Source organism: Pseudarthrobacter sp. TRD_SC_9, from assembly GCF_055361265.1.
The window spans coordinates 3564577-3587790 of the sequence record NZ_CM143956.1; the positions used below are offsets into that span (position 1 = coordinate 3564577).

Here is a 23214-nt window from a genome sequence, read left to right on the forward strand (position 1 = left end):
TATTCCGGCGGGCAAATAACCCGTTGTCCGGTAACTCTGAGAACTCGACTCCCTTGCGCCGGTACTAACCGGATCAGGTTCGAGGGTCTGCGGCAGCCCGCACTCTCAGCGCCCATCCGTCTTCGCATTACTGCGGAGTACGACGGCGGCGCTCCCCTGTCGTGATAAATCCACCCTTATGGGCTGGTCCAGTTTACACCCGGCGCTCCGCGGGAGCGGCGGAGGCGAAAGGCTTCTCCGGCTCCAACGATTGTTAGATGCGGGCTTTGCTGCGGAGTGGCCCGCAATTGCCCTACAGCCTGTTGGCCAATGCCCCGGGGCCACAACACGTGCTCTGCAGTACTTCCCTGGTCGGGGTGTTCCCGCGATGAGATGGTCAGGGTCGAAGCAAGGACGCACCAACAAGGGGGGCGTCGGAGCCGAGCGCAGCCCGCACGACCTTCACCGTTTGCGCCGCGGGCAATACGGCAGCGCGGTGCGCATACGCCTCGACCAGGCCGACATAGTCGTCAGAGACATGGGAAAACCCGCCGCCGATGACGATGAGGTCAACGTCCAGCAGCGCACAGACTCCTGCGAGTGCCTGACCAACCGCCTTTGCCGATCGTTCGATCGCTGCCCGTGCCAGTCTGTCACCGGAGCGGGCACAGCGCGCCAGATCTTCGCCATTTTGGCCGGTCCATCCTTGCATCTGCGCCCACGCCACCGAGGCCGGCCCTGAAGCAACTGACTCGAGGGTGCCGACCGTCCCGCACTCCGGAGATTCCTCGCTGGAAACGCGGAGTTGACCAATGTGCCCGGCATTGCCGTGCTCGCCGACGAGCGGTGCTCCGCCGATCACGATCCCGCCGCCGATTCCTGTGGAGACCACCATCGACACACTGGTTGAGACACCCGTCGCGGCACCGAAGCGGGACTCTGCCAAGGCAATGCACAGACCGTCGAGCGCCATTCTGACCGGAAGCGTCTCTCCTACGACATCTCGCACGACCGAGACGATCGGGAAGTCTCGGACGGGGAGATTCAACGGTGACACCGTCTCCGCCACGCTGTCCATAGGGCCTGCACTGCCGATTCCCACCGCCTCGAGCAGGTACCCCGGCGGTTGCGCCTTGAGCGCCCCCGCCACAACGGACTGCACCGCGGACCGCAGCTCGGCAGGTCCCGCGCCCGGGCCTGTCGCCGCACGCCGACGGCTCCGCGTCAACACCGCACCCTGCGCGTCCACCAAAGCGGCCTCGACCTTCGTTCCGCCCATATCCACAGCCATAGTTACGCTGTTCATGACCACCTCCACGCTATGTGCAACTGAGGAGTCGCAGAATCCTCGTGCCGTCGGCGAGGTCCGCCAGCGGCTGTGATTTTCCCGGTTCGGACGTGCCGGGTCAGGCCCGTGCGATGCGCAGGGTGCGGACCTCGAACGGCTTAAGGGATAGTTCGCAGCCGGTGCGCGCGTTATTGATGTTGTCCTCGATGAGCGAGACCTCGCGGATGCCAGCGTATGCGAAGCCCACGGACAGCTCGCCCCGCGTGCGCCGGCCGAGCGACTCGTACACGCGAACAACGACGTCACCCGAGCGGTCGTCGGCGAGCTTAACGCTCGATACGATGATGCCCTGGCCGGTCACCGAGATCAGTGGCTCTACTTCGTTCGCGCCACGCACGAGCGTTGCCGGGGCGTTGAGTTTTATGCCCTCGGCCGTTGCGATCGCGGCATCCGCCCCGATGACGAAGCCCACCTCGATCTTGTGGTGGCCGTGGTCCGTGTCGGGGTCGGGGAATCGAGGGGCACGCAGCAACGACAGCCGGACTGTGGTCGTGAGGTCGTCATCATCGGATGCCCGGGACGTGTCGTACCCGTAGATGGAATTGTTCACGAGCGCGGCGCCGAAGCCGTCCTCCTCGACCAGCACGAAGCGGTGCATGGAGGTCTCGAACTTCGCCGCCTCCCAGCTCGTGTTCACGTGGGTCGCGCGGCGCTGGAAGCCGAACTGTGTCTCCGCCGCTGTCTCGCGGGCGAAGATGTCAAGCGGGAAGGCCAGCTTCAGCAGCTTCTCGGTCTCATACCAGTCGATGTCGTTGCGCAGCACCACGGTTCGTGAGTTCGGACCCAGCATGATTGTCTGTTCGATGCTCGACGCCGAGAACTCCCGCTTCACGACGACGGTCGCGACGCCGTCCGCGACGGACGCCGTAACCGAGGACGCGGCCGTGAGGTCGTCGACGCGGTTGCGGTAGTAGCGGTCGATGTCCCACGCATCCCACATGTTCGGGAAGTCCTGATGTAGCTGGAAAAGGTTCGCCGGCTGGTCGGCAGGGATCGCCTCACGACCGATCGTTTTATCGACTGCCGAGGTGATGAGCCCCTCGGCGGAGATAAGCACCGAGACGAGACCGTTCTCGAGGCGGTAGCCGCCGCCCTCCGGGTGCAGTGTTGCTGGACCGTTCTCGACTGGGGCCGGCCCGAAACTAAGCACGTTGTTGCCCTCGCCGGCCCGCGCGTGGGGCGCCGCAGTCGAGAGGACCTGAGCATCCGAACGCACACCCGAGAGCCCTCCGACGGAGATGAGTACCGGGACGCGTCCGTTCTGCGTTCGGTCGCTTCGGCTCTCCAAGTCGCTCAGTGAACCGCTCGATTCGGTTTCGGCGTCCCCGCTCAACAACCGGGTATGGAAGGAAGCTCCGAGCGCGCGACCGTTGTCGACCGAGGTCGGCACGAAACGCAGCACCTTGTCACCCTCCCCGGCCAGAGCCTGACGTGCCGTGGCCGACAACGCCTGAGCATCTGCAAGCACGCCTGAGAGCACCTCGACGGCCTCGCGGTGCACCCACGCGATCGATGTACCGGGCAGGATGTCATGGAACTCGTGCAGCAGCACCAACTGCCACAGCCGGTCAAGCTCCTCGTAGGGGTACTCCGCGCCCAGCTGTACGGCGGCGGTCGCTGTCCACAGCTCGGTCTCGATGAGCGCGTGCTCGGCCCAGCGGTGCAGCGCCTTCGTGGCGTGCTGGCTGGTGAGGGTTCCTCGGTGCAGCTCGAGGTACAGCTCGCCGACCCAGACGGCGGGGTCGGTCAGCTCGGCCTTCGCATCTGTGAAGAAGTCATCGGGGTGCTTCCACTCGACCCTCGCCGAACCCTCGAGGTCGGCCATGCGCGCCGCGCGACCGGTCATCTCACGGGTGGTGCCGCCGCCCCCGTCACCCCAGCCAACCGGGGCGATTGACATGGTCGCCACGCGGTTTTCCTTGAACTGGCGGCTGGCCTTGGCAACCTCCATGCCGCTTAGCTGTGAGTTGTAGGTGTCCATCGGTGGGAAGTGCGTGAACATCCGAGACCCGTCAATGCCTTCCCACAGGAAGGAATGATGCGGGAAGACGTTGCGCTGGTTCCAGGAGATTTTCTGCGTGAAGAACCATTCAAACCCGGCTCGGCGCATGAGCTGCGGCAGGGCGGGAGAGTAGCCGAAGCTGTCGGGCAGCCAGACGCCCTTCGAACGGATGCCGAACTCGCGTTCAAAGAAGCGCTGCCCGTGCGAGAACTGCCGCACGAGCGATTCGCCGGTCGGCATGACGGTGTCGGACTCGACCCACATGCCGCCCAGCGGCAGGAAGCGTCCGTCCTCGACGGCGGCCTTCACACGCTCCCAGACCTCGGGCCGGTGCTCCTTGACCCATGCGTACTGCTGGGCGCTGGACATGCCGTACTTGAACTCCGGCTGCTCGTCGATCAGCGCAGTCATCGACGAGGTAGTGCGGGCGACCTTGCGGACCGTCTCCCGCAGGGGCCAAAGCCAGGCGGAGTCGATGTGAGCGTGGCCAACGGCGGCGATGCGATGGGCGCTTGCCTCAGCGGGCGACGCGAGCACCTCCGTCAGCCTCTCACGGGCATCCGGCGCGGTCTGGACAATGCGCTGCAGGTCGAGCACGTCGAGCGCGTCATCGAGGGCCTTCAGGATGCGCATGCGGCGCGGCGAGGACTCGGGCAGCTCGGCCTGCAGCTCGATGAGCACGTCGAGGTCAAGCGACAACTCGAATACCTCTGGCTCGAAGACGGCGAGATCCATGTGCCGCACGCGGTACAGGGGTTCCGGTGAGGAGGTGAGGATGTCCCCCTCCTGCGTCGGCAGGAACGGGTGGTAGTCGAGCAGTGTCGGGTTCGAGGCGCCTTCAAGGTAGAACTCAACCCCGTGCCCGGCGACGGCATCGACGGGGAGCCACTGGTTGCGCGGGTTGATGCTCTTGATCGGCGTGCCGTCCGGCCGGTAGGCCAGGGCCTCACACTGGAAGCCGGTCATGTTCACGTCGAAGCCGAGGTCAATGAGGGCCTCGACCTTACGCCCCGCCCACTCGACCGGCAATTCCCCGCGAACACGAAACCAGGTGGTGCCCCAGGCTGGACCCCACATGCCGCCGACAGTGAAGGGCCGGTAGTCGAGGGCCAGGCCCTCGGCAGGGCTGATCGGCTCGCCCGGCACCTGGTGCACGGAGACCTCGAGCGGCATGCGGGCCGAGTGGACGGCGGGGCGGACGCGCTCAAGGAGGACGCGGTTGACGCGCCCGATGGTGAGCGAGGTCTCTTCGTGCACGGTAGAGCTCCTCTGCGATGTGAGAATGAAGGGGTAGTTCGGGGGATTGCCATGTGACAACACCACTGAAGCGAAATAACACTAAACCGATTTAGTACTAAAAGGATATAGTACAGTGAGTTTATGTCAGAGGCTAAGCGTTTCACCATCGCGGACATCGCCCGATTGGCCGGGGTATCCGCCGGAGCTGTCTCTTTCGCGCTGAACGGCCGCCCTGGAGTCAGCCAGGAGACGCGCGAGCGGATCCTCAAGATCGCCGACCAGTACGAGTGGCAGCCCAGTTCCACCGCGCGCGCTCTCGTCGGTGCGCGCGCGGGCGTCGTCGGCTTCGCGGTCAATCGTCCCGCCCGCACGCTTGGGACGGAAGCGTTCTTCACCGACCTTATTGCCGGAGTGCAGTCATCGCTGGCGCAACGGCGCATTAGCCTGCAGCTCGTCGTCGTACCTTCCATGGACGAGGAGATCGCGACCTACCGGCGCTGGCACAGCGCCAACCAGGTTGACGGCGTCATCGTGCTCGACCCGCGTGAAGACGACCCGCGTCCGGCGATCCTGAGCTCGCTCGGCCTCCCCGCGATCGTGATCGGCGGTCGCCCTTCCAGCCCGGAGGATCCGGCGACCATCTGGCTCGACGATGCACAGGCCGCGCATTCGGTCTTTGGCTACCTCGCCGGCATCGGCCATCGGCGCGTCGTCTACATCTCCGGCCCGGAGGAATTCGAGCACGCACGCCTGCGCGCAGACGTGCTCAGGGATCTGGCCGATCGCGACGTGGCCGGCGAAGTGATCGCGACCGACTACTCGCCGCTCGAAGTTTCATCGGTGATGCGCGAGCTGTTGAGCAGGCACCAACGCCCCACAGCCGTAGTCTTCGACAACGACGTTATGGCCATCGCGGGGCTGCGCGTCGCTCAGGAAATGGGCGTCTCCGTGCCCGCTGAGCTGTCGCTGGCATCCTTCGACGACTCCGTCGTGACCGGGCTCGTGCACCCGTCGATCACCTGCCTCACCCGCGACACGTTCCGACTTGGCGAGCAGGCCGCGGACTTCTTGCTCGAGCAACTGGACGCGCCTGCCATCCTGCCGGACCGGAGCGGCCCGCGCCCGGTACTCACGGTGCGCGAGAGCACGGCCCGCCGGGCTGAGCCGGAAACCACACCCCAAGGGGCATAGGCAGGCTGCCTCAGCCGACGACGGTGTTGTTGGACGAATACGTCGATGCACCCGTTGACAGGTCGGGATGGGCCAACCCGGTGATGCCGCGGGCGGCAAGTGCCTGAGCGTCCGCGGCATCCGTGGACGTGACAAATGTCGCGTCCACCCCGTCGGCGCAGGCGGACACCCATGCGTCGAAGATGGGCCCGCCCGGGGCGAGAGCGCCGCGGCTGACCGGGGTATCCTCGGGGTCAACCTCGATGACGATGGCAAGCCGGCGCGACGGGACATCGCGCCGTTCGCGCAGCTCGGGGATAATCTCGGCGAAGCGCCGGCCGATCGGCTTCGCTGCGCCGGACTGGTCGATCAGGCCGAGCGAGTACTCCAGCTCGGGAAAGTCGGCCAGACTGCGGCTGACGTCGTGCGAGCACCACCAGGTCACGCCCCAGAGGTTCTGGCTGCGCGCGGCGTTGCGCACCGTTGCCTCGAGGAAGCCCGGCATCTCTTCGGTCGTCAGGCAGTTCGACGGCGCGCCGACCTCCTGCAGCCAGATGCGCCGCTGTGGGTCGCTCGCGAACGCGCGGGAGATTTCGATCATGTACTCCGCATGGCGATCGGATGCCTCCGAGCGCCCGCCATACCGCTGTGCGGTGCCGTTAAAGATCCAGGAATGCACGGTCGTCATCGCACCCAGTCGCGCGGCGAGGGCGGGCGTGAATCCGTGCCCGTCAAGGTACCAGGCAGCGTCGTACTCGCTATGCACGTGCTCCTGGTGGGGAGCTGCGGCATCGGCGGCATCCAGCAGGGTGTTGATCCAGTTCGCGGCCTCCGCGGTGGTCACGGGCCACGGTGAGGGATGTACGGATGCCGCGAACTGGTTGGTTTCATTGCCCGTGGTGAAGCCCAGGAAATTCTTCGCCCCGCCGAGCGCCACGGCGAGCCTTTCAATCAGGGCGACCTGCCCGCTGAGCGCATCCGGGTGCGTGAACATGTTCTTGTCGTGCCAGGTGTACAGCCATGACGGCATGAAGTCGAAACTCGACAGGTGACCTTGGATGACGTCCACACTGACATCCAGCCCAAACTCCGCACCCACGTCGACGACAGCACGCACATCGGCCACCGCGTCGGCCCGGATCAGAGTGCGGTTGGGCTGCAGGACCGGCCACAGCGGGAAGATCCGCACATGATCGAGGCCGAGCGATGCCAGACCTTCGAAGTCCCGGCGGACGTCGTCGAGGTTCAACGACATCCAGGAATGCATCCAGTTCGTCGAAGGGGTGTAGTTGGCCCCGAAGCGCAGTGGCGCACCGGCGGGAGATGTCGCAGACATCGCAGTCCTTTCTGGAACTGAATCAAGTCGTAACTGGACGAGGAAGCACCCGTATGTAATGCTTATCACTATAACGCTTTAGCTTAGGGATGCGAACCAACTACGCTGGCGCATCTGGACCCCTTCGAAGGAGAATGTCCATGAAGATCCGATCCACTCTTGCCATCGCCGCGGCGACGGCCCTGGCCCTGACGGGCTGTACCGGAGGCACGGCGGGCGGCGGCAGTGCAGCCGGCCCCATCGACACCTCGGGCGAACTGAGCGGCACCATCCAGTTCCAGACCTGGTCGTTGAAGAACGAGAAGTTCACCTCGTACTTTGAGGACCTCATCACAGCCTTCGAGGAGGAGCACCCAAACGTGCAGGTCGACTGGCTTGACCAGCCGGGTGACGGCTACCAGGACAAGATCCTCAGCCAAGCGAACTCGAACACCCTGCCGGACGTGCTCAATCTGCCGCCGGACATCGCGTTCCCTCTGGTCACGGCGGGTAAACTGCTCGACCTCGACAAGGCCGATCCGGGCCTGGCAGGCAAGTACAACGAAGGCGGCTGGGAGGCATACAGCCAGTTCAGCGGTGTCCAGGGCACCTACGGTCTGCCCTGGTACCTCGGCAGCGACGAGTCCTGGTGGAACATGGAGCAGCTTGAGCCCTACGGCGTCGCCGGGGATAGCCTGCCCAACACCACCGACGGGTGGCTGGATCTGGCCAAGCAGGTCGCCGCCGACTCCGCCGGGAAGGTCAAGGTCGTCTCGTCGATGCCGGGCGTAGACACCTTCGTGTCCGCCGGCATCAAGATCATGGATGATGACGGCACCTTCGTTTTCAACACGCCCGAGGCCGTCGAAATCGTGCAAAAGTATGCTGACGCGTACAAGGCCGGTGCCATGCCTGCTGAGGCGCTGACCGGCAGCTATGGCGGCAACGCTGAGATGTATCTGCAGGGCAAGGTTGCCTACGCCACCGGCGGATCCGGTTTCGCCGGAGACTTGCGCACCAAGGCTCCGACGCTGCTCGAGCACACCGTCGCCGCGCCACGCCCCGGCACCCCGCCGCTGTTCGTACAGGGCCTTAACGTCTCCGCCGACTCGGAGAACAAGGCCGCCGCCCTCGCGTTCGCCGAGTTCGCCACCAACCAGGAGAACCAGGTCGCGTTCACCAAGCTCGCCGTAGGCTTCGCACCCGGCACCACCGAGGGCACCGATGAGGTCATGGACGCCGTCTCCAGCGACCTTGACCCCGCCCAGGCGAAGGCCATGCAGGTCATGTTCGACGCGCTGGAGGATGCCAAGGCCACGCCGTTCCAGTGGACAGGCGCGATGACCGACTACTTGAACCAGCAGATGGCACTGGCCATCCGTGGGGACGCCGACGCAAAAGAGACGCTCGACAAGATCGTCCAGTACGCGAACGACAACCGCATCGACAAGTGACGTACCGCGCCGTCTGGATGAACACCAGTACCCGAAGAAAGCAGGATTTATGAGATCGCACAGGTGGTACACGCCCTGGCTGCTCTTGGCACCCCCCGTGATCTGGGTGCTGATGTTCTCCCTCTGGCCGTTCATCAATACCGTGGTGCTCAGCTTCACGGATGCACGCCCCCTTCAGCCGGTCAACCCGGTCGGCTTCGCGAACTACGAGCGGCTACTGACGGACGAGCAGTTCCGTTACGCGCTCATCACCTGCCTGATCTACGTGGTGGTGTGCGTGCCGCTGCTGACCATCGTGCCGTTGTTGCTGGCCCTGCTCGTCGAGAAGAACATCCCGGGAATCGCGCTGTTCCGCACCACCTATTACTTCCCGGTGATTGCTTCGGTGGTGGTCGTCGCGCTCATTTGGGGCTGGCTGTTCGACAGTCGGGGAATCATCAATCAGGGACTCGAGTGGACGGGCATGGTGGATCAGCCGGTTGCCTTCCTCGTCGACCGCTGGTGGCTCTTGACCACCGCCATTCTGCTGACCGTGTGGAAGGGCATCGGCTACTACATGGTCGTCTACCTCGCCGCGCTCGGAAATGTCGGCAAGGAACTCCACGAGGCCGCGATGCTCGACGGCGCGGGTGCCGTGCGCCGCTTCATCAGCGTCACCATTCCGAGCGTGCGCGGCGCGGTGCTGCTGATCTCGGTGCTCGTCGCCGTGTCGGCGATGCGTGTGTTCACCGAACTCGACATCCTCTCCAACGGCACTGGCGGCCCGGGCGGCTATGACATGTCGATCGTCATGCTCATCCGCCAGGTCGGCTCCGGCCTCAATGGAAACCTCGGCTATGCGGCCGCCATCAGCGTCGCGCTGTTCCTGCTGACGGTCGTCCCGCTCGTCGCCATCGCACTACTGAACCGTGAGAAGAAGACCAAGGTGCCGGCATGAGCCTCCAGACTGAACGTCGCGTCGAAGAGCAGAAAAAGCAGCATGAGCAGCAGGTTGTCCGCAAGGACCGCAGCTACCGCCGCAAGGGCTCCGGAGACTTCAGCAAACCCACCCTCGGCGGGCTCGTCGGCCGCTACGTTCTGCTCACTGTCGTGCTGCTGCTCGTCATCGGCCCGTTCGTGTGGCAGCTGTCCACCTCGTTCAAGGGGCCGGCCGACGACCTTTATACGTTCCCGCCGAAGCTGATCCCCACGGACCCCACCATCGAGAACTACATCAAGGTCACCGACCTCATCCCGGTGTATATGTACGCCTGGCACTCGCTGCTCGTGGCCGTCGGTGCCGTGATCAGCAACGTCGTCCTGTCCCTGTTCGGCGGCTATGCCCTGGCCTGCATGAAGTTCAAGGGCAAGTTCATCGCCCTCGGTATCCTGGTGTCGACCATGCTGCTGCCCGGCGAGGTGACGATCACCGCCAACCTGCTGACGATCAACTCCATGGGGCTGGCAAACACCCTGTGGGGCGTATTCCTGCCCGGCGCCATCGCAGCGATGAACGTGCTGCTGATCGCCACCGCCTGCCGAATGATCCCCACCGACGTGCTCGACGCGGCGACCGTCGACGGTGCCACCACCTGGCAACGCATCCGGCACATCGTCTGGCCGAACGTGCGTGGCATGGCGAGCGTCGTCGCGATCTTCACCTTCATCGGCCAGTGGGACGACTACCTATGGCCGCTGATGGTGCTCACCGATCCGAACAACTACACGCTGACGGTCGGCATGGCATACCTGAACGGCAACTTCTCGCCCGACCCCCGCATGATCGCGGCGGGCACCATGGTCGCACTCGTGCCAATCATCGTGCTGTTCTCGGTGATGCAGCGCTTTTTCTTCAACGGTGTGCAAGAGGGAGCGGTCAAGGGATGAACCAGGCTCAGCTACGACGGGCCGCAGGACCAGCGGACCCGCCCTCTTCCCGCCCGCACGCCGGCATCCTGGGCGGACAGGTGCATGCGTTCCGCTTCGACCCGGCGGGCGGGGAGCAGAGGGTCCCGTTGCCCGGTCTCTCCGGTTTGCCGGTCGCTCCCGATACCGTCGTGCACTGGGCCTTCTACGCCGACGGGCCCGACGCCGTGCACGCGCCGCACGCCTCGCTCGCCGTCACCGTTGACGTGGTGTTCGACGACGGCACGCGACTGAGCGAGGACGCCCGGGTGCGTGACCGCTACGACGTGCCGGTGACGGCATCCGCGCAGTTCGAAGCGGCCTGGTCGATGCCCGAGCAGTGGAACGCCGACAGCGCCTCGCTCGAGCCGTGGGCTGGTCAGACCGCGAGCTTTGAGGTGGTGCTGGGCGCTCCCAGCCTCGCCGATTCCTGCCCTACCGGTTGCTTCGTCGAGGGATTCATTGAGGTGATCATCAGCAGTCTGTCGGACGACCCCGGCTCCAGCTCTGCCGAGCCGACGCCCGCCGAACGGGTCGACACGCGTCGTGGCAGCCACTCCGGCAGCCGCTTCTCACGCGGCAACACCATCCCCATTACGGCCGCACCGCACGGCTTCTGCTTCCTCACCCCGGCAACGGATGCCGTCGACACCCGCTGGCCGTACCGCTGGTCGGTTCACGATAACGAACTGGGCCGCCCGCTCGCGGCGTTGCAGTTCTCACATCAGCCCAGCCCCTGGATCGGCGACCGCGGAGTGCTGCAGGTTCGGCCCTTCATGGGGGCACCCGGAGGCGCCATACCGCACATCGTGCCCAAAACCGAGTACGCGCGTCCCCACCTGTACGCGGCGCGGCTGCACGGCGGCGCTCACGTCCAGATGACGGCGACCTCGCACGGCGGCGCTTTCCAAATCGCGGCAGACACGGCAGCCGCTGTCGTGGGTTTCTCGATCGGCGCTCCCGACGGCCGGGGACGGCTGACCTTCCACGACCACGGCACCTTCGACGGTTGGACGCCCGAGGGCACCGCGGACTGGGGCAACCCGCCTCGCGCCTACTTCGCCGGCATCATCCTGGGTGAGGGCGAGGTGGTCGATGGCGCTGTGAGCGCCTCGGGTGCCCTCGAGCTGCGCATCGCGCAGTCCTTCCTCTCCGTCGATCAGGCCCGCCGTTCCCTGGCGCAGGAATTGCCTGCGTCCCGGAGCTTCGATGACCTGCGCGACACGCTGCACGCGCAATGGAACGACCTTCTCGGCGCGGTGGAGCTGCCGCAACCCGACGCCGCCGGGCAGCCCTGGCGCGGCCTGGCCGACGACGAGGCGCGCGCGCAGATCGCCGGCGCCCTGTACCGCCTGCACCTGTACCCCAACACCACAGCCGAGAACACCGGAACAATCGAGGCACCGCAGCTGCGCTTCGCCGACCCGATGGTGCCCGCCGAACCACACGGCGAAGAGACCACCGGCGCCCCCGTGGCCCACGGTGACCTGCACGTCAACAACGGATACTGGGACACATACCGCACCGCTTGGCCGGCGCTTGCCCTGTTCGACGCAAAGGGCGCAGGACGGATGCTTGACGGACTACTGCAGCAGGCCCGCTGCGGTGGGTGGATGGCGCGCTGGAGTGCGCCCGGCTATGTCGACTCCATGGTGGGGACCTCGAGCGACCAGATCTTCGCTGACGCGGAGCGCTGGGGCGTGGTCTTCGACGAGCAGACGGCCTTTGAAACCGCCTGGCGCAACGCCTGCGAGCCGAGTGCCGACCCGCGCCAGGGACGCAAGGGCGTCGCCCGCGGTCGTTTCACCGGATATATCTCCTCCGACGTCCGCGAGGGCATGAGTTGGAGCATTGAGAACAGCATCGCAGACGCCGGCATCGCCCGCCTCGCTTCCCGGCTTGCCACGCGGGGAGGAGACGGCACCGCCCGCTGGGCGGCCTACGCGCGGTACTTCGATAACCGGGCGCTCTCCTACCGAACGCTGTTCGATCCCGAGCACGGGTTCTTTCGCGGAAAAGATACCGCCGGACGGTTTTCGGAGACCTTCGACCCCCGTGTCTGGGGCGGCGACAACGTCGAGACCAACGGCTGGGGCATGTCGGTCAGCCCGGTGCACGACGGCGCCGGACTCGCCGAGCTGTATGGAGGTCGCGACGGTCTGCGTGTTCATCTCGACCGGCTTTTCGCAGAGCCGGAGACCGGGGATGTCGCCTTCGCTGGAGGCTACGGCGTAGTCATCCACGAGCAGCGCGAGGCGCGCGCACAGCGCAGCGGCATGTGCGCTCTCTCGAACCAGCCGGCGCACCAAATCCCGTGGATGCACGTGCACGGCGACCGTCCCTGGCAGGCCGGTGCCCTGGTGCACGGCCTCGCGGGCCGTCTGTTCGCCGGCGGGATGATCGGGCAGGGGTTCCCGGGCGACGAGGACAACGGCGAGATGAGCATGTGGTGGCTGTGGGCCGCGCTCGGGCTTTACCCGCTCGAGCTCGGCTCCGGTGAGCTGCGGATCGGATCACCGCTGTTCGATGACATCCGTGTGCGGCGCTCTGACGGCGGCAGCCTGCGCGTGCGTGCCCACCGTCCGCATCCTGATGCCCGCTACCTCGTCTCTGCGACGCTCGATGGCATCCCCCTCAAGCCTGCGGTGCTTTCCGTCGATGCGCTCAGAGGCGACGTCGAGCTGGAGCTGGTCTTCACCTCCGACGTCGGCGAGGTCGCCGCCAGCCCTCTCTGGGCCGGCGAGGAGGATGCCGCACGGTGGCACCCGGACCTCACCCGCGACAGCGGCCGGCCCCTCGATCCTGCGCATGCCGCCCTGTTCGATGATGGGGTTGCGCCCGATACGGCGCTGACGGCGGCCTTCGCGGGCTGGGTTTTTGACCAGCCCCAGACGGTGACCGATGTGACGCTCACGGCGGCCGCGGATACGCCCGCGCATGCGTACGTGTGGCAAGCCAGCGACGACGGAGTGAACTGGCGCGACGTTGCCACCACGCACCGCGAGCCGCTGATCGCCGACCGCACCACGCCGTTCGCCTTCGCAGAGCCGGTGACGGCGCGCACGCTACGGGTAGTCGCGCGGAACGATCCGGTCACCCTGCGGCAGCTCGAGCTCTTCGACCTCGGAGACCCGACCCACTGATCCTCACGCTTTCCCCCGGATGCACTGACGAACGAAAGGAAGAAACGACATGAACAAGTTCATTTCACGACGACGGAGGACGGGGATCACCGTTGCCGCGGTGCTCGGTCTAGCGCTGACCGGACTGGCAGTGCCGTTCGCGGCATCCGCATCCGCTGAGGATTCGTCGGCGGATAAGGACCCGAAACGGGCCGTCTACGTCGAGGTCAACAACAATGACATGGCGCACGTCGCCGACTACACGCTCGAGGGGACGAACCGGCCCGCCTTCGACATGGCCATGATCTTCGCGGCGAACATCAACTACGACGTCGACCGCAGCGCGGCCTACCTGCACCTTAACGACCGCGTCACCGAGACCTTGCGGGACGCGGACACCCAGATCCGCCCGCTGCAGGAGCGCGGCACCAAGGTGCTGCTGTCGGTCCTTGGCAACCACCAGGGCGCCGGCATGGCGAACTTCCCGTCGCGTGAGGCGGCCGCCGCCTTCGCCGAGGAACTCGCCGACACCGTCGACGAGTACGATCTCGACGGCATCGACTTCGATGACGAATGGTCGAAGTACGGCGAGAACGGCACCGGACAGCCCAACGCCAGCTCGTTCGTCTACCTGGTCGATGAGCTGCGCGACCGTCTGGATCCGGACAAGCTGATCACCTTCTACAACATCGGCCCCGCCGCAGAGGCCACCGAGTACGACGGCATCCGTGCCGGCGAGCTCATCGACTACGCCTGGAATCCGTGGTACGGCTCATGGCAGCCGCCGCAGATCCCCGGCATGGATGCCTCTCAGCTCGCGCCCGGCGCGATCGACCTCACACAGACGTCGCTGGAGAAAGCCGCCGCGTTCGCGCAGCGCACCGCCGACGAGGGGTACGGCGCGATCGTCACGTACAACCTCACCGCCGGCGACCACTCCGAATACATCTCGTCGATCACCAAGCCGCTCACCGGGCTGGCGACGGCCTACCGTGCCACGCCCGTTCCGGACTACGACGTTGCCGCAACCTGCGCAGGCGATGCCGTGAAGCTCAAGGTGCAGGTCGTGAACAACGACGACGAAAACGTCAACATCGACGTCATCACGTCGGTGGCGACGCGCACATTCTCGGACATCGGCGCCGGCGAGTCCCGCACTGTCGTGCAGCACGCCAAGCGCGGCACCGTCGCTGACGGAGAGGTTACGGTGCGGGTAACCGGCGCGGACGGCACAGCCGACTACAGCGCGTCGTACGCAGTTCCCACCTGCCGCTGATCCGCCAGAGTACTCGTCGGGCGCGGCACCCGTTCCGGGGGATCTGCCGCGCCCGGCTAGGCCTACCGTCCCCGTAGGGCACGATACGAGATCCGCGCGGACGGCGTTGATCTGCTGTACATTCTTGGATTAGTCAGCCTTGGCAGGGACCGCCAAAGGTCCAGGACGGTTGTTACCCATGCCGGAGACACCGGGTCCCCGCGGCGTAGGCTTCATCAATGATCAGCGCAGCCGGTTACAGAAAGAGTGGCGCATGAGCGACACGGACAACAGCAGCGACGGATCCACGTCTGAACCGGTAGAGGCGCGGCTAGCCGCCAGCGTGATCCTGGTCCGCGACCCGGCCGATTCCGCTGGTTCCGCGGGTTCCAGGCGCGGACTCGAGGTCTTCATCCAGCACCGCGTTTCCACCATGGACTTCGCCGCCGGTATGGTCGTTTTTCCCGGTGGCCGGGTGGACGCCGTGGATGGGTCCGGCGGGGACTTCCCTGCCGCCGTCGTTCAGCTTCATGCAAAGTCCTGGTACCGCACAGGTGAGCCGGGCTCGGGCGGATCAACGGCGGTTCCCGTCAGCAAGGAAGAAGCAGCGTCCCGGCTGCTGGCCGCCGCCCGCCGTGAGGTCTTCGAGGAAACCGGGCTGCTGCTGGATGCCGATGCGCTGGTGCCGTGGGCCAACTGGGTGACCCCCGAAGACCAGCCCAAGCGCTTCGACACCTACTTTTTCCTGGCCGCCGTCCGCCCCGGCCAGGATCCAAGGCACCAGACCACCGAGGCCAGCACCTCGCAGTGGATGGCGGTGGCGGACATCCTGGGGGCGGAAACGGCCGGGAAGTTGCGGCTGATGGTGCCCACCAAGTTCCTGCTCGAAGAACTCCTGACCTTTAGCAGTGCGGCTGCGGCCGTGGCTGCAGTGCGGGACATCGTTCCGGTACGCGGGCCCCGGGGAACACGCCTTACTTAGCCTGCGGCCACGCCGGCGCGGATCCTGATCGCGGCTCCGGACCGCCGCCCAGCAGGCTCCTGGTGAGGGCTTTCCTCGCCCCTGAGTGTGGCAGGCAAGTGCAGCGGTTACTTCCGGGCGGGCCAAACCGGGCCTCTGATTCATTTAATGAGTGAGTGAGACTCTTGACGGCATCTGCAAGCCGTGGCAATCTGGTCTGAATCGTTCCATCTAAAACGTTTTTATTGCGGACAAAGGGGTCCTTAATGATGAATACTCCGGCTCCTGCAGGCCATGACATCGTCCTGCAGGCAAGCAATATCGAGCGCCGCTACGGTGCTGTCATAGCACTCTCCGCCGCCTCGATGCAGCTTCGCAGAGGAGAAGTCATGGGACTGGTAGGTGATAACGGTGCCGGCAAGTCCACGTTCCTGAAAATCCTGTCCGGCGCTGTCACGCCCGACGCCGGATCAATCGAAGTGGCAGGGCAACCAGTTTCCTTCCGCCGTCCGTCGGATTCACTCGAAGCGGGGATTGAGACGGTTTATCAAGACCTTGCCCTGGTTGACACCATGTCGGCCGTGCAGAACGTCTATCTCGGACGGGAGGAGCTTTCCACGAATCCCCTCCTGAGAGCCCTAAACATCGTCAATGACAAAGGCATGCGGGCGCGCTCCCGGGAGGTCCTTAAGGACCTCGGCGTTGGCATTCAATCAGTCAACGTCTCCGTCCGCGGCATGTCCGGCGGACAACGACAATGCCTGGCGATCGCACGAGCGCTGATTTGGGGACGGCAAATCGTGATCCTCGACGAGCCCACTGCAGCGCTCGGGGTACGGGAATCCGCCCAGGTTCTCGAGCTCATCGGCCGGTTACGTGACCGCGGTGTCAGCGTCATCCTCGTCAGCCATAACATGCAGCAGCTCGTACAGGTCGCCGACCGTGTAACGGTCATGCGCCTTGGTAGGACCATAGCGACCCGGGACGTCACCGACGTAACACCCGAGAAAATCGTCGGGCTCATTACAGGGGCCATTCCGGCGGACGTGGAAACACCTGAGGATACGTCTTCCCTCGTAGTTTGACACCGACCTCACTCAGCACAACCGCTTACATCGAACAACAAGCCCCGGAAAATACCTATCAGGAGAACACTGCAATGACGCATTTCACCACGCACGGACGTCTGGTCCGTAACACCCTCGTCGGCCTGACCGTATCCGTCCTTGCCCTCACCGGGTGCAGCACGGTCGGGGCATCCACAGGAAGCTCAAGTTCCGGATCGGTCGACGAGGGAGCATTTACCTTGGGTTTTGCAGTCGGGGGGCAACCTGACGCTGACTGGCAGGAGCTCCAGGGCGATGTCGCTAAGGGTTTGGCGGAGCAGCGGGGTTGGGAGTTCGTTGAGCTCTCCAATGACAATAGTGAAGCGACAGCTACCAAAAACGCCGACATCTTCATCCAGAAGGGCGTGGACATGGTGATGATGTTCAATGGCCAGCCCTCTGCTAACCCTGTGATCGCTAAAAAATACAAAGATGCTGGCATCCCTGTGGTGACCTTCGACATCGCCCAGCCCGGGTGGTACTTCGTAGGAGTCGACAACGCCGCTGCTGGCACCGAGGGAGGAACCAAGCTCGCCCAGCTCGCGAAGGAAAAGTGGAACTGCGACGTCGACCTGGTCATCTCGGCCGAAGGAACCTCGGCTGGCCAAATCAACGAGTGGCGAACCGGAAACGCCCGAACCGCGATCAAGGAAACCTGTCCCGACATTCCAGAGGACAACTATGTCTCCTACGAAGCCGACGGTAACCTCACTACATCCCTCGCCAACGCGCCCGGCGTTTTCGCCGCGCACCCCGAGGCGGAGAACATCCTTGTCGTTGGGTTGAACGACCAAGCTGTCGTCGGTGCGCTACAAGCAGCGACCCAGCTTGGACGGGATGGCTCGATCATGGGCTGGGGTCAGGATGGTGGGCTGATTACCGGAGATAACGTCGATCCGAACCTCGCGGGAAGTGTCATGTACTTCCTTGAAGGGTACCCGGCCTCCGCATTCGAGATCGCTGATCAGGTAGCGGAAGGCAACGCACCGGAGGTCAAGGACGCCGGCGACAACGCGGCGGTCAGTGTGAAGCCGTGCCCGGTCACAAAGGAGCAGGCCGCAGCAATCCCGGATATAGATGAGCGTGTCTCCGAACTCGCCTCTGCACCTAAGGGGACCACCGAACACGATTTGTTCTGCAAATTCTAGGGTGCCACCCAGCCATGACAGCGACCGGACAGGTCAGAGACGACACCACACCATGACCACATCGCACATCATTGACAACGATCCGGTTGTCACCGGGCCGTCAAATAAGCCCCATCACTCGGTTAAGGACACGCATACCTTCACCTCTTTCCGGGATGCGGTCAGCATCACCGGCGTCTGGGCACTTCTTTGCGCGGCCACACTGATAGTCCGCCCCGATTTCCTCTCAGCCCAGACCCTGCTTGCAGTGACTTTCACGATGGGCATTGTGGGCATCCTGGCGGTCGCGCAGGCCTTGATTGTAATCAGTGGGGGGCTCCTGGATCTTAGCCTCCCCGTATCCCTCACGCTGAGTGCATGGGCTACTGTCAGCGCACTCAACGCCGGACTACCTACGCTGGCCGCCGTTATCCTCGGACTTGCAGCTGGTGCTCTGTGGGGTCTACTCAACGGCATCATCGTCGTATTCGGGAAACTCAACCCGATCATCGTGACCTTGGCGACGGGGTTCGGCGGTTTGGCGATCATGTTGCTTCTCTTCAAATCCGCACAGATCCCCTCTAATTCCGCCCTGCGGGAGTACGGGCTCGGCCGATTCCTCGGACTGCCCAACATCTTCTGGCCCATGGTGATCACGATCGTCCTCTTCGGCCTTGCCCTGACCTTCACCCGCTGGGGCCGCAGGCTCATTGCAGTCGGGGGCAATCCCCGGGCGGCCAAAGCGCGAGGCCTGGACCTCCGCCGTATTCGCCTGGCAACCTTCGCCGGCGCCGGCGCTGTTGCCGGCCTCGCTGGCGTCCTATTTTCGGCCGTCAACCCGAGCTTTACGCCCGCCTCCGGGGCTGGCTTCCAACTGATCGTTATTGGAGCAGTAATCCTCGCCGGCATCAGTCTTTCAGGCGGCAAAGGAAACTTGCTCGTACTCCTGCTCAGCGTCGGCTTCCTGTCCACGATTCCGACGTCCATCGCCTTCTTCGGGCTGCCACCGGCCTGGTCGTTCGTTTTCCAAGGCGCACTATTGATCACCGCTGTAGGCATTGACGGTGCCCGGCTGAAGAGGACCACGCGATGACCACCATGAGCCCGCCGTTGTTCGAGGACCGCCCGCAGTCTCTACGGCAGCGAGCCCTCCATTCCTTTAGCGGACCAGTCGGCAGCATCACAACGACTCTCGCCTTCACCCTACTCGTAGGATTGGTCTGGGTCGGGCCCGACTTCTTTGCCCCGTCGAACATCCAGATCGTCGGCGTGAACGTTGCCATCCCCCTGATCGTCGCCGTGCTGGCATCCTTCGCACTGCTGGCGGGCGTCGTCGACCTTTCCATTGGTTCCATGGTCGGTTTCGGTGCTGTGGTCTTCAACCAGCTTGTCGCAACCGGCCTTAACCCGTGGTTGGTCGCCGCCATCACAGTCGGCGTCGGTGTCGTCGTCGGCCTCACCAACGCCTTCGTCATTGTCTACTTTGGCGCCGAGCCCCTTGCGGTCACACTAGGCATGCTCACTTTGCTCCGCGGACTCAGCCAGGCGACTGTGGTGAACGCCCCTCCCACGACGCTGATCGATCCGCTGTACAACGTCACGCAGGGTGCCCTGCTCGGTTTCCCGACTCTCCTGCTGATCGGAACAGGCCTCACCTTGATCGCCGCCGGGTTCATCGCGCATACGAGGGTCGGACGCAAGGTGCAAGCTGTGGGCGGTGACCATCGCGCCGCCGCCCGGGCGGGAATCTCGGTGTCGAAAGTGCGGGTAATCGCTCTTGTGATCAGCGCGGTGGGAGCGTCCATCGGCGGGATCCTGTACGTCGGACAACTCGGTTCGGCGTCCAACATACTCGGGACCGGGCTTGAGTTCCAGATCTACGCGGCACTCATGATCGGCGGTTACTCGATCACCCGCGGCGGCGTCGGCAACCCCCTCGGCGGACTGCTCGGCCTGCTGGTCATCGCCGGAATCACCAACATCCTCAACGTCCAGTTCTTTGACCCTGACTACCTCGACTTGATTGTGGCATTCATCCTGCTCGCCGCAGTGTTGGTCGACCGCTTCCGCGGAGGAGACGAATTCGAATGACCCAACCCACTCTTGAATCAGGTGTTCTCGGACGAACAGGCTTGCGAGTCTCGCGTCTCTGTCTCGGCACCGCTGCATGGGGGGTGTCTTCCCCTGTGCACGGGCTCACGGTCAGTGAAAACGCCGCCCTGGAAACGGCCGGAAGGGCGTTCACCGGGCCGGTGAATATCCTGGACACATCGAACAATTACGGCGATGGTGAGAGCGAACGTCGTATTGGGAGGGCCATCCAGCGCTACGGGCTACCTGACGGATTCATTATTCAGACGAAGCTGGACCGAGATCCGACGACGAACACTTTCGACGGCGGGCGGTTGCGCGCCTCACTTGAGGAAAGTCTCGAACGTCTCGGGCTCGATCGCGTGCCTATCCTCTATCTACATGACCCGGAACACATCGGCTTTGACGCGGCGGTGGCACCCGGCGGGCCAGTGGATGCGCTGCAGCAGTTCCGCGACGAGGGCTACGCTGACCACATCGGTATTTCCGGGGGGCCTGCCGGCATGCTCCAGCAGTTCGTGGAAACCGGACGCTTCGATGTACTGATTACTCACAATCGCTTCACGCTCGTGGACCGCACCGCAGACCGCCTCCTCGACGCCGCCACACGGACGGGGGTCGGTGTGATGAACGCAGCCGTGTACGGGGGCGGATTACTCGCCGACTGGCCGCGGTCAACCAGCCGCTACCATTACACCGAAGCCCACTCCGATCTTCTGTTGGCAGTCGATGCAATGGGTTCCGCCTGCGAACGACACGGCGTTCCGCTCCGTGCGGCCGCACTCCAGTTCTCGGTGCGCGACCCCCGCGTCTCCTCGACAATCTGCGGAGTCGTCTCCCCTGAGCAGCTTGACGAAGCGATCTTCAACATGAACATCGAAATACCGCACACATTGTGGGAAGAGCTCGACGCCCTGTGCCCGGACCGCTCCACGTGGATCAATGACTGACGGCGGCCCAACCGCGGGCGCTCCGAACATCGTGCTGCTGGTCGGGACAGGGCAGCACAGCGACCCGTGGCACGCTCTCCCCGCCACCAGTAAAAAGATCTCCGATCTACTGCTCGATAACGGGTATAACCATGTTCACGTTGTCAGCACGGACGCGCCGACGGAAGTCCTCGAGGCCCTCGCGGACGCCGGGGTCCTCATAGTCAACGCCAGCAGCGACCTGTCCCACGAAGCACCCGACTCGACCACCATCGTCGACGCCATCACCTCCCATTCACGCCGAGGAGGAGGAGTACTGGCGTCGCATTCCTCCGCTCTAGCCTTCAGGGACGACGCTCGATGGGCTGCACTGCTCGGAGGCCGTTGGGTGCCGGGAACTACCATGCACCCCCAGATAGGCAACGCCCTCATTCAGGCCGTCCCCGACACAGCTGTTGAATTGAGTCTCGGCGATTTCACGGTTTACGACGAGCGGTACACTCACCTTGAAACATCGGAACAGGCCCAGGTTCTGGCTTTCCACACCGAGGACGGGATGACGCATCCCCTCATCTGGGTCATCGACGGTCGTCCGGACTGGGGTCGGGTTGCATATGTTGCTCTCGGTCACGGTGTAGAGTCCTACGGTTCCATCCGGCACCAGGAGGCTTTCCTGACGCTTGTCCGCTGGGTCGCTAATACCGGCTTTGGAGAAAAATCATGACGGTCGCGCGCCATGGCTCCCTGGTCATCGATCCGGTGCACTACGAAATCCTCTGGCTCGGACGTGACGAAACGCGATTGTTGTCGGCCTTCCCCGACGTCTATATAGCTGAAGATCCTGAGTGGCGTGTTGTGGCAGGGTACCTGATGGTGTCGCATTCCTCCGGCGACCCCAAAGAGGATCGCCTCGAAATTGCCAGCCACGGGCGCCGGGTGTGCGAAATGTCCGAGGCCGAGGAAGGCTCGATCACCCTCACCTTCGATACTCCGCCGCAGCTGTCCGGGCAGGTGCTGCGCTCTCGTGCCGGTCTAGCGGTCGTCCCTGACAGGAGCACCACTATTGCTCTCTCCAGCGGTCATGGCTTTACAGTTCGGCTCACCTCACCGACCAAGGAACACCTAGGCTTCACGCTCGTTCACGGACCGGCCGCAGGTAAGGTTGACAACCGCATCAAGTTGCTTCAGAGCCTCAGGCGTCTAAAGGGGGACCATGGGTGAGATAGGTATCCGGGACGTCGCGGCAAGGGCAGGCGTGTCCGTTAGCACGGTATCCAATGCCCTCAACCGACCCGAGCTCGTTTCCAGCTCCGCCGCACACCGTGTCGCCGAAGCCATCACCCATCTCGGTTACGTTCCCAATACTGCCGCCAGGCAGCTTCGGGCCGGACGCAGCAACGCGATCGGCATGGCGGTCCTTAACATCACCAACCCGTTCTTCGCCGACGTGGTACTTGGAGCTGAAGAAGAAGCCGAGCTGGCCGGTTACTCGATCATCGTGGGCAACAGCTACGACTCCGAAGAACGGGAACTGCGGCACCTCGACCTGTTCGAACGGCAGCGAATGGACGGCATTCTCATCGCACCGGTTCAAAGCTCGACCGCGATGCTTCAACGGTTCCGACAGCGGAACGTCCCCGTCGTTCTCGTCGACCGTGCCGACCGAGATGGAGTCTTTTCCTCTGTTTCACTCGACGACATCGCCGGCGGTTCCATGGCGAGCGAGCACCTCCTTCAGGGCGGATGCCGTCATATCGCCTTCGTCGGAGGACCGCTCAGCGTCGACCAAATGCGCGAACGCTACGAAGGATCGCGATCCACGGTCGAGGCTGCGGGCGCCCAATTCACCTTCATCGAGACCGCCACCCTTAACCCCCGAATTGGCCGGGACGTCGGCGATCGTATAGCAGACCTCCCGCCGACCGAGCGGCCTGACGGAATTTTCGCCGCAAATGACCACGTCGCGCTCGGAGTGCTACAAAGCCTCGTGCGGCACGGAATCTCGGTTCCCGGCGAGATCGCAATCATCGGATACGACGACATCGACTTCGCCTCCGCAGCGGTAGTGCCCCTGACATCCATCCGGCAGCCAGCCCATGAAATGGGCGCCCACGCTGCACGTTTGCTCCTGCAACAGCTCAACGCCGTGCCGCCCTCGAAGGTCCGCACCCGCTTCGATCCCCTGCTCGTACCCCGGCAATCAACCAGGCATTAACTGCCCCGCTCCCTTTC

At 64.3% G+C, this 23214-nt stretch carries 18 protein-coding genes and 1 riboswitch; of the genes, 15 read left to right on the top strand and 3 right to left on the bottom strand.

Going from position 1 to position 23214, the window contains the following annotated elements; genetic code table 11:
* Window positions 1-32: 32 nt before the first annotated feature.
* A riboswitch (TPP riboswitch) is annotated at window positions 33-168 on the bottom strand.
* Window positions 169-376: 208 nt separating this feature from the next.
* Window positions 377-1285, bottom strand: coding sequence for an ROK family protein (locus tag ACWA13_RS16720; protein ID WP_463935412.1), 909 nt, complete (start codon window positions 1283-1285; stop codon window positions 377-379).
* 100 nt (window positions 1286-1385) lie between these two features.
* The gene (locus ACWA13_RS16725) at window positions 1386-4586 is read right to left on the bottom strand and encodes an alpha-mannosidase (protein WP_463935414.1); all 3201 of its coding nucleotides are present in this window, start codon (window positions 4584-4586) and stop codon (window positions 1386-1388) included.
* Between the two features lie 123 nt (window positions 4587-4709).
* On the opposite strand from ACWA13_RS16725, the gene ACWA13_RS16730 reads away from it, so the two are divergent.
* Window positions 4710-5759 carry a LacI family DNA-binding transcriptional regulator gene (locus ACWA13_RS16730; protein ID WP_463935416.1) on the top strand — a complete coding sequence of 350 codons (1050 nt, stop codon included), beginning with the start codon at window positions 4710-4712 and terminating at the stop codon, window positions 5757-5759.
* A gap of 10 nt (window positions 5760-5769) precedes the next feature.
* Here the strand turns inward: ACWA13_RS16730 and ACWA13_RS16735 are convergent, their stop codons facing one another.
* Window positions 5770-7074: a glycoside hydrolase 5 family protein gene (locus ACWA13_RS16735; protein WP_463935418.1), complete on the bottom strand. Its 1305-nt coding sequence runs from the start codon at window positions 7072-7074 to the stop codon at window positions 5770-5772.
* A gap of 140 nt (window positions 7075-7214) precedes the next feature.
* Between ACWA13_RS16735 and ACWA13_RS16740 the strand changes: the two genes are divergently transcribed.
* From ACWA13_RS16740 to ACWA13_RS16805, 14 genes are all read left to right on the top strand, one after another.
* Window positions 7215-8507, top strand: a complete 1293-nt coding sequence (locus tag ACWA13_RS16740; RefSeq protein WP_463935420.1) for an extracellular solute-binding protein — start codon at window positions 7215-7217, stop codon at window positions 8505-8507.
* A gap of 97 nt (window positions 8508-8604) precedes the next feature.
* On the top strand, window positions 8605-9444 hold the full coding sequence (locus tag ACWA13_RS16745; protein ID WP_463935422.1) for a carbohydrate ABC transporter permease: 840 nt from the start codon (window positions 8605-8607) through the stop codon (window positions 9442-9444).
* Window positions 9441-10373 (top strand): carbohydrate ABC transporter permease, encoded by a 933-nt coding sequence (locus tag ACWA13_RS16750; protein WP_463935424.1) that lies wholly within the window; start codon window positions 9441-9443, stop codon window positions 10371-10373. Before ACWA13_RS16745 ends, ACWA13_RS16750 begins: the two co-directional genes overlap by 4 nt.
* Window positions 10370-13534: a glycoside hydrolase domain-containing protein gene (locus ACWA13_RS16755; protein WP_463935426.1), complete on the top strand. Its 3165-nt coding sequence runs from the start codon at window positions 10370-10372 to the stop codon at window positions 13532-13534. The genes ACWA13_RS16750 and ACWA13_RS16755 overlap by 4 nt, the downstream gene beginning before the upstream one ends.
* A gap of 49 nt (window positions 13535-13583) precedes the next feature.
* A complete protein-coding gene (locus ACWA13_RS16760; protein WP_463935428.1) occupies window positions 13584-14789 on the top strand; it encodes an endo-beta-N-acetylglucosaminidase H in 1206 nt (401 codons plus the stop codon).
* Between the two features lie 253 nt (window positions 14790-15042).
* On the top strand, window positions 15043-15750 hold the full coding sequence (locus ACWA13_RS16765; protein ID WP_463935430.1) for an NUDIX hydrolase: 708 nt from the start codon (window positions 15043-15045) through the stop codon (window positions 15748-15750).
* A gap of 245 nt (window positions 15751-15995) precedes the next feature.
* A complete protein-coding gene (locus ACWA13_RS16770) occupies window positions 15996-16814 on the top strand; it encodes an ATP-binding cassette domain-containing protein (protein ID WP_463935431.1) in 819 nt (272 codons plus the stop codon).
* Window positions 16815-16888: 74 nt separating this feature from the next.
* Window positions 16889-17983, top strand: coding sequence for a sugar ABC transporter substrate-binding protein (locus tag ACWA13_RS16775; RefSeq protein ID WP_463935432.1), 1095 nt, complete (start codon window positions 16889-16891; stop codon window positions 17981-17983).
* A 52-nt stretch (window positions 17984-18035) separates the two neighbouring features.
* Entirely contained in the window at window positions 18036-19055 is a 1020-nt protein-coding gene (locus ACWA13_RS16780; RefSeq protein ID WP_463935433.1) for an ABC transporter permease, read from the top strand.
* On the top strand, window positions 19052-20053 hold the full coding sequence (locus ACWA13_RS16785) for an ABC transporter permease (RefSeq protein ID WP_463935434.1): 1002 nt from the start codon (window positions 19052-19054) through the stop codon (window positions 20051-20053). The genes ACWA13_RS16780 and ACWA13_RS16785 overlap by 4 nt, the downstream gene beginning before the upstream one ends.
* Window positions 20050-21003 carry an aldo/keto reductase gene (locus ACWA13_RS16790; protein WP_463935436.1) on the top strand — a complete coding sequence of 318 codons (954 nt, stop codon included), beginning with the start codon at window positions 20050-20052 and terminating at the stop codon, window positions 21001-21003. The genes ACWA13_RS16785 and ACWA13_RS16790 overlap by 4 nt, the downstream gene beginning before the upstream one ends.
* Window positions 20996-21706 (top strand): ThuA domain-containing protein, encoded by a 711-nt coding sequence (locus ACWA13_RS16795; RefSeq protein ID WP_463935438.1) that lies wholly within the window; start codon window positions 20996-20998, stop codon window positions 21704-21706. The genes ACWA13_RS16790 and ACWA13_RS16795 overlap by 8 nt, the downstream gene beginning before the upstream one ends.
* Window positions 21703-22203, top strand: coding sequence for a hypothetical protein (locus ACWA13_RS16800; protein WP_463935439.1), 501 nt, complete (start codon window positions 21703-21705; stop codon window positions 22201-22203). Before ACWA13_RS16795 ends, ACWA13_RS16800 begins: the two co-directional genes overlap by 4 nt.
* On the top strand, window positions 22196-23197 hold the full coding sequence (locus tag ACWA13_RS16805; protein WP_463935441.1) for a LacI family DNA-binding transcriptional regulator: 1002 nt from the start codon (window positions 22196-22198) through the stop codon (window positions 23195-23197). Before ACWA13_RS16800 ends, ACWA13_RS16805 begins: the two co-directional genes overlap by 8 nt.
* The last annotated feature ends 17 nt before the right edge of the window (window positions 23198-23214 follow it).